13 protein-coding genes are annotated in these 12646 nt (G+C 64.7%); 3 read left to right on the forward strand and 10 right to left on the reverse strand.

The genetic code is table 11. The features are described from left to right. Nucleotides 1-198 precede the first annotated feature (198 nt). The 3 genes from BXU06_RS11360 to BXU06_RS11370 form a co-directional block, all read right to left on the reverse strand. On the reverse strand, nt 199-1986 hold the full coding sequence (locus BXU06_RS11360) for an acyl-CoA dehydrogenase (protein ID WP_077299623.1): 1788 nt from the start codon (nt 1984-1986) through the stop codon (nt 199-201). Nucleotides 1987-2165: 179 nt separating this feature from the next. Beyond that, nucleotides 2166-3104, reverse strand: coding sequence for an electron transfer flavoprotein subunit alpha/FixB family protein (locus BXU06_RS11365; RefSeq protein WP_077299625.1), 939 nt, complete (start codon nt 3102-3104; stop codon nt 2166-2168). Nucleotides 3105-3108: 4 nt separating this feature from the next. Then, entirely contained in the window at nt 3109-3858 is a 750-nt protein-coding gene (locus BXU06_RS11370; protein ID WP_077299627.1) for an electron transfer flavoprotein subunit beta/FixA family protein, read from the reverse strand. 223 nt (nt 3859-4081) lie between these two features. Between BXU06_RS11370 and BXU06_RS11375 the strand changes: the two genes are divergently transcribed. Further along, complete coding sequence (locus BXU06_RS11375) at nt 4082-4501, forward strand: MaoC family dehydratase (RefSeq protein WP_077299629.1); 420 nt, start codon at nt 4082-4084, stop codon at nt 4499-4501. Nucleotides 4502-4504: 3 nt separating this feature from the next. Beyond that, a complete protein-coding gene (locus BXU06_RS11380; RefSeq protein ID WP_171982199.1) occupies nt 4505-4960 on the forward strand; it encodes a GNAT family N-acetyltransferase in 456 nt (151 codons plus the stop codon). Between the two features lie 461 nt (nt 4961-5421). Here BXU06_RS11380 and fghA read toward each other — a convergent pair whose 3' ends face one another. Next, on the reverse strand, nt 5422-6276 hold the full coding sequence (fghA, locus tag BXU06_RS11385; protein WP_077299631.1) for an S-formylglutathione hydrolase: 855 nt from the start codon (nt 6274-6276) through the stop codon (nt 5422-5424). A 7-nt stretch (nt 6277-6283) separates the two neighbouring features. Continuing rightward, nucleotides 6284-7405 carry an S-(hydroxymethyl)glutathione dehydrogenase/class III alcohol dehydrogenase gene (locus BXU06_RS11390; RefSeq protein WP_374754330.1) on the reverse strand — a complete coding sequence of 374 codons (1122 nt, stop codon included), beginning with the start codon at nt 7403-7405 and terminating at the stop codon, nt 6284-6286. A 153-nt stretch (nt 7406-7558) separates the two neighbouring features. Here BXU06_RS11390 and BXU06_RS11395 point away from each other — a divergent pair, with 153 nt between their 5' ends. Continuing rightward, nucleotides 7559-8482, forward strand: coding sequence for a LysR family transcriptional regulator (locus tag BXU06_RS11395; protein WP_077299635.1), 924 nt, complete (start codon nt 7559-7561; stop codon nt 8480-8482). Between the two features lie 2 nt (nt 8483-8484). On the opposite strand, the gene BXU06_RS11400 is transcribed toward BXU06_RS11395, so the two are convergent. Genes BXU06_RS11400 through BXU06_RS11420 form a run of 5 tightly spaced genes read right to left on the reverse strand, consistent with a single transcriptional unit; the run spans nt 8485 to nt 12578 of the window. Further along, on the reverse strand, nt 8485-9051 hold the full coding sequence (locus BXU06_RS11400) for an ABC-type transport auxiliary lipoprotein family protein (RefSeq protein ID WP_171982200.1): 567 nt from the start codon (nt 9049-9051) through the stop codon (nt 8485-8487). Further along, nucleotides 9048-9911 (reverse strand): MlaD family protein, encoded by an 864-nt coding sequence (locus BXU06_RS11405; protein WP_171982201.1) that lies wholly within the window; start codon nt 9909-9911, stop codon nt 9048-9050. The genes BXU06_RS11400 and BXU06_RS11405 overlap by 4 nt, the downstream gene beginning before the upstream one ends. Continuing rightward, nucleotides 9901-10671: an ABC transporter ATP-binding protein gene (locus tag BXU06_RS11410; RefSeq protein WP_077299641.1), complete on the reverse strand. Its 771-nt coding sequence runs from the start codon at nt 10669-10671 to the stop codon at nt 9901-9903. The genes BXU06_RS11405 and BXU06_RS11410 overlap by 11 nt, the downstream gene beginning before the upstream one ends. Further along, complete coding sequence (locus BXU06_RS11415; RefSeq protein ID WP_077299642.1) at nt 10668-11792, reverse strand: ABC transporter permease; 1125 nt, start codon at nt 11790-11792, stop codon at nt 10668-10670. The genes BXU06_RS11410 and BXU06_RS11415 overlap by 4 nt, the downstream gene beginning before the upstream one ends. 3 nt (nt 11793-11795) lie before the next feature. Further along, nucleotides 11796-12578 (reverse strand): ferritin-like domain-containing protein, encoded by a 783-nt coding sequence (locus BXU06_RS11420; RefSeq protein WP_077299644.1) that lies wholly within the window; start codon nt 12576-12578, stop codon nt 11796-11798. Nucleotides 12579-12646 lie beyond the last annotated feature (68 nt).

Consider the following 12646-nt stretch of genomic DNA (forward strand, 5'->3'; position numbering starts at 1 on the left):
GGTATCGCCCCCACAAAAAACCCCGGACAGTCCACCCGTCCGGGGTTTTTCTCTTCACCTTAAAGATGCGCTGATTTATTCAAAAAAAATCGTGTTTACCAAAAATAAAACCCAGCAAAATCAACCCCCTGGGTTCCCACTTTCGCGGGAATGACGATTTTCTCAGCGTATCCCTTACACCTTTTACAAGCCCACCTCTCAAAACGCCGCTTCATCCAGCGCCAGCACCGATTCCCCACCGTGCAGAATCGCCACGGTCAGGCCGCTGACTTGCGGCAGCAGGTGTTCGCCGTAGAAGCGAGCGGTGATCAGTTTGGCGGTGAGGAAGTCCACGTCGGCGCCGTCTTCGGCCAGTTTGGCTTGGGCGGCCAGGGCGGCGCGGGCCATTTGCCAGCCGCCCAGCACAATGCCCATCAGCTTGAGGAAGGGCACCGAGCCGGCTGCCGGCAGGCGCGGGTTGCTGGCAAAGTGGGTCAGCACAAAGTCCACGCAGGTTTCCGCTTGTTCCACGGCGATGTTCAGCGCGGCCTGGAAGGCTTGCAGCTCGGGGCCGGCGTCGGCCAGGCGGGCGGCCACGGCTTTGACTTCGGCCAGCACGGTGCGGGCGGTCACGCCGTTTTCCGAGGCCAGCTTGCGGCCAATCAGGTCCAGCGCCTGGATGCCGGTGGTGCCTTCGTAAATGGCGGTGATGCGGGCGTCGCGGTAATACTGGGCGGCACCGGTTTCTTCGATAAAGCCCATGCCGCCGTGTACCTGCACGCCCAACGAGGTGATTTCGTTGGCTTGCTCGGTGTTCCAGCCCTTGACGATGGGGATGAGGAAGTTCACCAGCGCCTGGTTGCGGGCTTTTTCTTCCGGGTGGGGGTGGGTGGCGGCGCGGTCCAGCGCGGTGGCGGTGTAGTAGGCCAGGGCGCGTTGGGCTTCAATCTGGGCGCGCATGGTCATCAGCATGCGGCGCACGTCCGGGTGCTTGATGATGGCGGCGCTGGCCGGGTTGGGGCTGCCCAGTTCGCGGCTTTGCACGCGGTCGCGGGCGTAGGCCACGGCGTGCTGGTAAGCGCGCTCGGAGATGGCCATGCCTTCCACGCCCACGCCCAGGCGGGCGTGGTTCATCATGGTGAACATATAGCCCAGGCCCTTGTTCAGCTCGCCCACCAGATAGCCAACGGCACCGCCTTCGTCGCCAAAGCTCATCACGGCGGTGGGGCTGCCGTGGATGCCCAGCTTGTGTTCGATGGACACACAGCGGGCGTCGTTGCGCCGGTCCAGCGAGCCGTCGGCGTTCACCAGGTATTTGGGCACGATAAACAGCGAAATGCCCTTCACCCCCGCCGGGGCGTCCGGCAGACGGGCCAGCACCAGATGGACGATGTTGTCGGCCATATCGTGCTCACCCCAGGTGATGAAAATCTTCTGGCCGGTGATCGAATACGTGCCGTCGCCGTTGTCCACCGCCTTGGTGCGCACTTGCGCCAGGTCGGAGCCGGCGTTGGGTTCGGTCAGGTTCATGGTGCCGGTCCACTCGCCGCTGGCCATGCGCGGCAGGTAGGTGGCTTTCAGGTCTTCGCTGGCGTGGTGATGGATGGCCTCAATGGCCCCCAGGGTCAGCAGCGGGGCCAGCGAGAACGACAGGTTGGCCGAGCACCACATTTCTTCGGTGGCCATGGCCACCAGCGCCGGCAGGCCCTGGCCGCCCACGTCTTGCGGGGCGCGCAGGCCCACCCACCCGCTGTCGCGGAACTGGTGGTAGGCGTCGGCAAAGCCTTCGGCGGTGGTCACCTGATAGTCTTTCCAGGTGTTGCCCTTGTCGCCGTTGCGGTTGATCGGGGCAAGCACCCCTTCGGCAAACTTGGCGGCTTCGTCGAGAATGGCGTCCACCAGCTCGACGTTGCAGTCTTCGTGGCCAGGCAGTGTGCAGACCGCTGGCAGGTCGGCCAGTTCGGACAGCACAAAACGAATATCCTTGAGCGGAACTTGATAGGTCATGCTAACTCCTCTGCGATATGAAAACGGCCACCACGCAGAGTCTCTCCGCCAGACGGGCACTCTGGCTCTTCTCTGGTGACAGCCGTTGTGATCCGCCAGCCAAATACGGCAGGCGTGGCAGCCGGTGCATTCTGTGGCACCTGACTCCCGACCCTTATCGGGCCATCGGCGTCATGGGTTTACTTGGACAGCTCGCTCATCAGTTCAGGCAACACGGTGAACAGGTCGCCAACAATGCCGTAATCCGCCACCTGGAAAATCGGTGCTTCTTCGTCCTTGTTGATGGCCACGATCACTTTCGAGTCTTTCATGCCGGCCAGATGCTGGATGGCACCCGAGATGCCTACCGCCACGTACAGCTGCGGTGCCACCACTTTACCGGTCTGACCCACTTGGTAGTCGTTCGGGGCGTAGCCGGCGTCCACAGCCGCACGCGAAGCGCCCACTGCTGCGCCAATTTTGTCGGCCAGCGGTTCAATCACGGCCTTGAACTGCTCAGCCGAGCCCAGCGCACGGCCACCAGACACCACGATCTTGGCGGCAGCCAGTTCCGGGCGGTCGGAGACGGTGAGTTCCTGGCTGACAAAGCGGGACAGGCCCGCATCGGCAGCGCCAGAAACGGCTTCAACCGCTGCCGAGCCGCCAGCGGTGGCTGCCGGTTCAAACGCGGTGGTGCGCACGGTAATCACCTTGATGGCGTCGGTGGATTGCACCGTGGCCATCACGTTGCCGGCGTACACCGGGCGCACAAAGGTATCGGCGCTTTCAACGGCAGTGATTTCGCTGATCTGGGCCACGTCGAGCAGGGCGGCCACGCGCGGCAGCAGGTTTTTGCCAAAGGTGGTGGCCGGGGCCAGCACATGGCTGTATTGCTTGGCCAGATCGACGACCAGCGGGGTGAGGTTCTCCGCCAGCGGGTGCGCCAGCACCGCAGCGTCGGCCAGCAGCACTTTGCTCACGCCAGCAATCTGCTTGCCAGCGTCAGCGGCGGCGGCACATCCGCTGCCAGCCACCAGCAGGTGGACATCGCTGCCCAGCTTCAGTGCGGCAGAAACGGTGTTCAGGGTGCCAGACTTGATCTGGCTGTTGTCGTGTTCGGCGATAACCAGGATAGCCATAGTATTACAGCACCTTTGCTTCGTTTTTCAGTTTGGCCACCAGCTCTGCTGCATTGGCCACCTTGATGCCAGCCGAGCGCTTGGCCGGCTCTGCCACTTTCAGGGTTTTCAGACGCGGGGTCACGTCCACGCCCAGATCAGCCGGGCTGGTTTTATCCAGCGGCTTTTTCTTGGCGGCCATGATGTTGGGCAGCTTGACGTAGCGCGGCTCGTTCAGACGCAGGTCGGTGGTCACCACCGCCGGCAGCGTCAGGCTGACGGTTTCCAGGCCGCCATCCACTTCGCGGGTCACCGCCACGCTGCCATCGGCCAGTTCCACCTTGGAGGCAAACGTGCCTTGCGCCCAGCCCAGCAGCGCAGCCGTCATCTGGCCGGTCTGGTTGGCGTCGTCGTCGATGGCCTGCTTGCCCAGGATCACCAGTTGCGGGGCTTCCTTGGCGGCAATCTGCTTGAGCAGCTTGGCCACGGCCAGCGGCTGCAGTTCGGCGTCGGTTTCGACATGGATGGCGCGGTCAGCCCCCATGGCCAGCGCGGTGCGCAGGGTTTCTTCGCACTGCTTGACGCCCATCGATACGGCGACGATTTCGGTAGCCTTGCCGGCTTCCTTCAGACGAACGGCTTCTTCGACGGCAATTTCGTCAAAGGGGTTCATCGACATCTTGACGTTGGCGACATCAACGTCAGACCCATCCGCTTTCACGCGGACCTTCACGTTGTAATCCACAACGCGTTTCACGGCGACTAGAACTTTCATATTCCTCCAGCTGCAGATGTGTTCAGTGAGTGGCTCAATCATGCCTGCACAGGCGCGCGCACGCGAGTCTCGCGCGCAGCCGAATTTTAAACGACTGTTTGAATTTACTCTGCTCTCTCGCGGATAGCAAGAGGCAGTGTGCAAGGCAAATTGCATTTTTGCGCGGCTGACCTCAGAATGGCAAGTTCTACGTTGCAGTGCAACATAACCCGAGGAGTCAGTCGTGCCTACTGTTTACTTCGAAGACCTGTCTGTCGGCCAGACCGCCGAGTATGCCAAAACCGTGACGGAAGCAGACATTTTGCTGTTTACCGCCGTCTCCGGTGATAACAATCCGGTTCACTTGAACGCCGAATACGCTGAAACCACGATGTTCAAGGGCCGCATCGCCCATGGCATGCTGTCGGCTGGCTTTATCTCCACCATCCTCGGCACGCGCCTGCCCGGTGAAGGTACCATTTATCTGGGCCAAACGCTGAAATTCAAAGCCCCGGTGCGCATCGGTGACACGGTTACGGCCAAAGCCACCGTGCTGACCCTCGACCCAGCCAAGAAGCGCGTGACCCTCTCCACCGTGTGTTCGGTGAAGGATACCGTGGTGATCGAAGGCGAAGCGGTGGTCATTGCGCCGTCGCGGGGCTAAGCCATGGTGGCATTGCGTGTGGTGCCGGTGACTGACGAAGCCGGCCACATTATCGAACCGCAATTGCTCAGCGCGGCGGCAGAAGTCCATCGCCAGCTGCGCCCCATGCTGCCCGACGACTACCCGGCCAAAATGGCCAGGGTATTTGCCGGCGGTGCCCGCATGGTGGTGGCGGTACACGACACCCAGGTGCTTGGCCTGGCCTTGTACCGGTTGTACGAAAACACCTACCAGAACCTGCGCCTGTACGTGGACGATCTGGTCACCGACCAGAACGTGCGCTCACAGGGCGTGGGCGGTGCCTTGCTGGACTGGTGCGACACCCTGGCCCGCTCACGCGGGGCAGAGTGGCTGGCGCTGGACTCCGGCACCTGGCGCACCGATGCCCACCGGCTGTATTTCCGCAAGGGCATGGTCATCAGTTCGTTCCACTTTACCCGTCAGCTCAACGACGAGTAAGCCGGATTGGCGACATGTTTGGATGACATTTGGCCCGCGCAAGCGGGCCAAATGCTTTGTGGCGGTGGTGCTGTCCGGCCCTATTAGCCAGTCACGTTGAAACACAAGGGTGCATGCGAGCCAGCTGACGTCGGATGTCTTGCTTAATTTCTTTCAACACAAAATCTTAACTTGATACAGCGAACCATCCGCCGCATCCCACTGCGTTATTCCCGCGCAGGCGGGAATCCAGGGGTATCCACAGCGTGCAGCGGGTATGAATTCTCACCACCGTCCCGCCATGCGCCACGCCCACGGCGCACGCGGTGGCGCGGTCTGGGTTCCCGCCTGCGCGGGAGCGACAAGTCGGGTGAGGTTCAGTCGAAAGCGGTCGAGTCGCCGTCCCGTTGAAATACCCGCCTGCAGGCGAGCGCGCTGAACTTGGGTATCGGTGCCAATGATCAGTTCATCAGGGTGACTGACTACTCGCCCGCCTTGGCCAGATGCCCGGCATGAAAGCGCAGGTGCGCCTCAATCAGGCTGGCGATGAAGTAATAACTGTGGTCGTAGTCCGGGTGCAGGGTGTAATCCAGATCCCAGCCATGCGCCTTGGCCGCCGCGCACAGCACCTCCGGTTGCAGCTGCTCCGGCAAAAAGCTGTCGCCGCCGCCCTGATCCACCCGTAAGGGCAGGCGATGCGCCGCTGTGGCCATCAGCTGGCTGGCGTCGTGCGCCAACCAGGCCTCGCGCGCCTCACCCAGGTAGGCGGCAAATGCCTGCTGGCCCCAGGGCGTGTCAGCCGGGTTGACGATGGGGGCAAACGCCGACGCCGACACATAACGGCCCGGATGGCGCATGGCCAGGGTCAGCGCGCCATGGCCGCCCATCGAATGGCCGCTGATGGCGCGCAGCGGGCCAATCGGCAATTCGGCTTCTAGCAGCGCCGGCAGCTCATCGACGATGTAGTCTTCCATCCGGTAGTGCTCGCACCACGGTGCCTGGGTGGCGTTCAGGTAAAACCCGGCCCCCTGGCCCAGGTCGTAACGCTCGGCATCGGCCACCTGCGCGCCGCGCGGGCTGGTGTCGGGAATCACCAGCGCCAGCCCCAGCTCGGCGGCCATGCGCTGGGCGCCGGCCTTGGTGGAAAAATTCTCGTCAGTGCAGGTCAGCCCGGACAGCCAGTACAGCGCCGGCACGCGCACGCCGGCCTGCGCCTGCGGCGGCAGGTACACCGACAAGGTCATCTCGCAGCGCGTGCTGGCGCTGGCGTGGCGAAAGCGGCGCTGCCAGCCGCCAAAGCAGCGCTGGCTGGACACTAATTCAAGCGTGGCGCTCATCTGCGGCTCACTTGGCATCAAAGTGAATCACCGTGCGGATCGACTTGCCTTCGTGCATCAGATCAAAGGCGGTGTTGATGTCTTCCAGCGGCATGGTGTGGGTGATGAAGTCGTCCAGGCGGAATTCGCCCTTCAGATAGCGCTCGACATAGTTTGGCAGCTCGGAGCGACCGCGCACGCCGCCAAACGCCGAGCCGCGCCACACCCGGCCAGTGACCAGCTGGAACGGGCGGGTGGCGATTTCTTCGCCAGCGCCGGCCACGCCGATAATCACCGACTCGCCCCAGCCCTTGTGGCAGCATTCCAGCGCTGAACGCATCACATGCACATTGCCGATGCACTCAAACGAAAAATCCACCCCGCCGTCGGTCATCTCGACAATCACTTCCTGAATCGGCTTGCTGAAGTCGTTCGGGTTGATCACGTCAGTAGCGCCCAGCTGCTTGGCCAGATCAAACTTGCTGGTGTTGATGTCGATGCCGATGATGCGGCTGGCACCGGCCATGCGCGCGCCAATCACCGCCGACAGGCCGATGCCGCCCAGGCCAAAAATCGCCACCGTGTCGCCAGCCTTCACCTTGGCGGTGTTCATCACCGCGCCCATGCCGGTGGTGACGCCACAGCCCAGCAGGCAGACTTCTTCCAGCGGGGCTTCCTTGTTGATTTTGGCCAGGGCGATTTCAGGCAGCACGGTGCGCTCGGAGAAGGTCGAGGTGCCCATATAGTGGTAAATCGGCTGGCCATCTTTGTAAAAACGGGTGGTGCCGTCCGGCATCAGGCCCTTGCCCTGGGTGGCGCGGATGGCCTGGCACAGATTGGTTTTGCCGGATTTGCAAAACTTGCACTCGCCGCATTCCGGGGTGTACAGCGGAATCACATGGTCGCCCACCGCCACGCTGGTCACGCCCTCGCCGATGGCTTCCACCACGCCGGCGCCTTCATGGCCAAGAATGCAGGGGAACACGCCTTCGGAGTCCTTGCCAGACAAGGTGTAAGCGTCGGTGTGGCACACGCCGCTGGCGACAATGCGCACCAGCACTTCGCCTTTTTGCGGCGGCATCAGGTCCACTTCTTCGATGGTCAGCGGCTGGTTCGGCGCCCAGGCGACGGCGGCGCGGGTTTTGATCATGTTCATGCACAATTCCTTGTCGGGACAACGGTCACACACACGCTGGCCCTGGCCCGCCCAACAGCAGCGCCAGGGGCAACAGCAGACATGCCAGTATTGTAGTCTTCACCAGAACAGTGATAATCCCCCGATCTGGAAACACATTATTGCGCAATGGAAACAATCTTGCCGTGGGAAGGCGTGGTGGAATTTGTCACCGTGGTCGAACAGCACAGCTTCACCGCCGCTGCGCGCAAGCTGGGCATGTCGGTGGCCCAGGTCAGCCGCCAGGTGTCGGCGCTGGAGGCGCGGCTGGCCACCCGCCTGCTGTATCGCACCACCCGCACCGTGAGCGTCACCGAAGCCGGCCAGCAGTACTACCAGCACTGCCGCCCGCTGCTGGATGGCCTGCACGCCGCCGAACAGGCGCTGTCGCACACTCAGGCCCGGCCTATCGGCCACCTGCGCCTTACCGCGCCGGTGTACTACGGCGAAACGGTGATTGCGCCCATTCTGCTGCGCTATCTGCGCGACTACCCGGAAGTGAGCGCCGAGCTGAACCTGGATAACCGCAAGGTGGATCTGGTGGCAGAAAATTTTGACCTGGGCATCCGCCTGGGGCCGATGGACGCCAGTTCGCTGATGCTGCGCCAGCTGGCGCCCAGGGTGCACCATGTCTGCGCCTCGCCCGCCTACCTGGCCCGCTACGGCACGCCACACACCCTGGCCGACCTGCGCCAGCACGCCTGCCTGGTGGGCATGGTCGAAGTGTGGCGGTTTCAGGATGGGCAGCAGCAGCGCGACATCAGCGTCAGCGGTCCGCTACGCTGCAGCAGCGGCGTGGCGCTGCGCACCGCCGCCCTGCAAGGGATGGGGCTGGTGCAGTTGCCGGATTATTACCTGGCCGATGCGCTGGCCAGCGGCGCACTGGTCAGCGTGCTGGAACGCTACACCCTGTGCGATGCCGTCTGGGCCACCTGGCCGCGCAGCCGGTTTACCCCGCCCAAGGTCACCATGCTGGTGGAGTATGTGCAGGCGGCGCTGACCAGGCAGGAGTCATGTCCAGCAGCGGGTGATGATATTGCCGGGGAAGGGTGAACCTATCTGACCGCCAGCGCCACCCAGGCCAGCGTGTCGTCAATCAGTTGTGCGCTGGCCTGCGACAGCGCGCGCACGCCGCCTTCGGCATTGGCGCTGGCTGCCGGCGCGCTGGCGCTCAGCCCGCGACGGGCGCGCAGCTGGCCGTGTTCATCGCGCAGTTCGGCATACCAGCGCACCACGCCCTGGCTGCTCAGGTCGGCGGCAAACTGTTGTTCAAACTGTTCCAGCGTCAGCCGCAGCGTCCAGGCCGGGCCAGGGCGCAAGGAGATGTCCGCCAGACGCTGGCGCAGCTGGGTGTGCAACAGCGCCGCCGGGCGGTCAGCCCACAGGCTGTCGCGGTAACGCAACAAGGCCGGTGCGCTGCTGCTGAGCTGGTAATGCATGGCGCTGCCATTCAGCCAGGCGGCCTGGTCCATCTGCACGGTCAACGCCGGCAAGGCCGGGCGAAGGGTGCCAGCCGTTGCCGCAGGCGGCAGCAGCCGGTAGCGGCTTTCGTTGACGGCAGGGGTGGTGCAGGCGCTCAAGCCTACGCAGGCCAGCAGGCCAAGCCAGAATAGCCGGTTCATTGTGGCGCTCCAGAGGGGGTAAATCCGGCTTCGCCAGGGCCGGGGCGGCTGGCTGGCGCGCCCAGCAGCAGTTGCTGCGGGTGGCGGGTCTGGTTGTCGATCAGGGTGTCCAGCGCCTGGGCGGTTTGTTCGGCATGCAGCGCCAGCTGGCCCAACTGCGGCAGGGTGTCCTGATTCAGCCGGGCGGCGGCACCTTGCCATTGCGGCGCGGTTTGCACCAGCAGGCTACGGCTGGTCTGCGCCAGCTGGCGCAGTTCGTTCACCAGCGCCCGGCTGGCGGCCAGCGTGGTGGCCGATTGCTCGCCCAACACGGGCAGCTGGGCCGACAGGCGGTTCAGATTGGCCAGCAATTCCGCCAGCTCACGGCGGTTGCGCTCGTCCAGTACGGCATTGAGCCGCTCCCCCAGCAGGCGGGCTTCGCCCAGCACGGCAGGCAGCTTGTTGGTGGTGTCCTGCCACAGCGACGGGCGCATCGGCAAGGGTGCGCCTGCCGGGTTGCGCCAGGGCGGGCCGCCGTCATCGTGCAGTTCCACAAAGGTCAGCCCGGTCAGCCCCTGGGTGCCCAGCCTGGCCCAGGCCTGCGGGCTCAGCTTGACCGCCACGTCCACGTCCAGTTGAATGCGCACCAGGCGCGGATTGCTTGGGTCAATCGCCAGCGCCACCACCTTGCCCACCGGAATCCCCCGGTATTGCACTGCCGCCTCGCGGTTCAGCCCGCTGACCGACTGGCTGGACACCACGGTGTACGCCACCCGGTCCCCCTGACGCGCGCCGCTCATCCACGCCACCGTCACCGCCAGCGCCGATAACAGCAGCAGCATAAACAGCCCGGTCCACAGGGCAAATGCCTTACTTTCCATGTTCATCCTTTGTCGGAGTCACTTCCGCAGCAAAATACGCCTGGATAAACGGGTGATCGACCTGGCGCACCTGCGCCAGTGAACCGACCGCCACCACACGCTGGTCGGCCAGCACCGCCACCCGATCCAGCACCGGGGCCACCCGGTCGAGTTCGTGGGTCACCATCACGGCGGTGAGGTCGTGCAGCTTGCGCATGTCTGCCAGCAGCGCCACAAACGCCTGCGCACCCAGCGGATCAAGCCCGGCGGTGGGCTCATCCAGAAACAGCAGTTCCGGCTCCAGCGCCAGCGCCCTGGCCAGCGCCACCCGCTTGACCATGCCGCCGGACAGCTGCGCCGGCAGTTTGTCGGCATCGTGGCGGGCCAGGCCCACCTGGGCCAGTTTGCAGCGCGCCAGAATGAGCGCATCCGACACCCGCAACCCGCCACGCTCCAGCAGCGGCAGGGCCACGTTTTCCAGCACGGTCAGCGCAGAAAACAACGCGCCAGCCTGAAACAGCACGCCCCAGCGCTGACGCAGCGGGCGCTGGGCGATAAACCGCTCCGGGTCGAGCCGGCAGCCCAGCACCTCCACCGTGCCGGCGCTGGGCCGCGACAGGCCGATCATGTGGCGCAGCAGGGTGGTTTTGCCGCAACCAGACGCGCCCACCAGCGCCAGCACTTCACCTTGCTGCACGGTCAGGTTGAGGTGCTGATGAATCACCCGCTCACCAAAGCGGGTTTCGATGTCATTCAGCACAATGGCGGCGGGCGCGCTCATGGCCGGGACTTCAGGGTAATGGAAAACAGCACGGCAAACAGCGCATCGGCCACAATCACCAGGGTAATTGCCGCCACCACGGCCCGGGTGGTGGCCCGGCCCAGGCCCTCGCTGGAGGGCGGCGCGGTCAGGCCAAAATGGCAGCCAATCAGGCCAATCAGCAGGCCAAACACCGCCGACTTGCCCAGCCCCACCCACAGGTGAACCAATTTGACCGCGCGGGGAAAGCGGTCGAGAAACTGGGCAAACGACAGCCCCAGCTCCCAGTTGGCCGCCAGCATGCCGCCCAGCAGCGCCAGCGCGCTGGTCCAGGCGGCCAGCAGCGGCATCACCAGCAGCAAGGCCACGGTTTTGGGCCAGGCCAGGCGCAAGGTGGGCGAAATGCCCAGCGCCGACAGCGCGTCCAGCTCCTGGTTCAGCTTCATCGTGCCCAACTGGGCAGTCATGGCCGACCCAGACCGTCCGGCCACCAGGATGGCCGCCAGCAGCGGGCCGAGTTCGCGCAGGATGCTGATGCCAAGCAAATCAACAATCAGCACATTGGCACCGTAGCGCGCCAGCTGCTGCGAAGACAGATACGACAGCACCACGCCAATCAACAGCCCGACCAGCGCGGTAATCCCCAGCGCCGACACGCCAGCGTGGTACATATTGGCCGACAACTCCCGCCAGGGCAGCGCAGCCGGATGGCGCAGCACATGCGCGCTGGCCAGCAGCACCCGCCCCCACAGCATGCACACCGCCTGCGCTTCACGACCCAACGCCAGGGTGGCCTCACCAAGACCCTGCACGGCGGCGCGCCAGCGGCCCGCCGAGCGCACCGGCGCAGTGTCGGCCTGTGCGGCGACCTGTTCGTCCAGCAAGCCCTGCCACAGCGCCAGCTGCGCCGCGCTGGCCTGCAACTGGGCCGGCAGCCGGGCCTGCCAGTCCTGCCACAGCCACAAGGCCCCCAAGCTGTCCAGCTCGGCCTGGCGCACGTCCCAGCTCTGGGCCTTGGCGCGAAGCTGGCGCAGCTGCGCGCGCAGTTGGGGCTGGGCGCGCAGGCCGGCAAAGGTCCACGCTCCGCGCAAGCACACCACGCCGTCGTCGCGCTGCTCCAGGCTGGGCGGATGCTCATTCATCGGCTAACCCGCTTCCAGCGCGGCCAGTTCGGCCTCGTCAAAGCCGGCCAGACGCCGCGCCGGCAGATTGAACGGGCCGCGCAGGCGCGGGGCGTGGTAGTCATGGCACAGCTGGCGGTAATGCGCCGCCGGGTCCAGGCCACGGGCGGCGCACAGGGTGTGAAACCAGCGGTTACCCAGCGCCACATGGCCAATCTCATCGCGCAAAATCACCTCCAGAATCGCCACGGCAGCGTGATCGCCAGCCTGACGCAGTTTGTCCTGCAGCGGCGGCGAGACATCCAGCCCGCGCGCTTCCAGGGTGCGCGGCACCAGCGCCAGCCGGGCCAGAATATCGTCGGCAGTTTTTTCCGCCATGTCCCACAGGCCGTTGTGCGCGGGGAAATCACCATACTGATAACCCAGGCTGTTCAGATGGGCGTGCAGCAGCTGAAAATGCCCGGCCTCCTCGACGGCCACGCTCAGCCAGTCGTGGTAAAACGCCTCGGGCAGGCCGGGAAAGCGCCAGACGATGTCCAGCGCCAGGTCAATGGCGTTGAGTTCAATATGCGCCAGCGCGTGGATCAGCGCGGCGCGGCCCGCCACGCTGTGCAGGCTGCGCTTGGGCAGTTGGCCTGGCGGCACCAGCAGCGGATGGGCTGGCCGGCCCGGCAGCGGCCCGGCGCACGGCGACAGCGGCTCAGCGCCCACCGGCAGGGTCAGATCAAGTGCCGCCACAGCGGCAAGTTTGTCGGCCAGCCCCGCCTGACTGAGGGCGGCGCGGGCGGCAAGGCGCAAGCAGGTCATCGTCGGCTCACAGAAAAACACAGGCAGCCAGCAGACTGCCGGAATGACAAAAAGTGCAGGCACGCAAA

The sequence above is a fragment of the Aquaspirillum sp. LM1 genome (genome assembly GCF_002002905.1).
GTDB lineage: Bacteria > Pseudomonadota > Gammaproteobacteria > Burkholderiales > Aquaspirillaceae > Rivihabitans.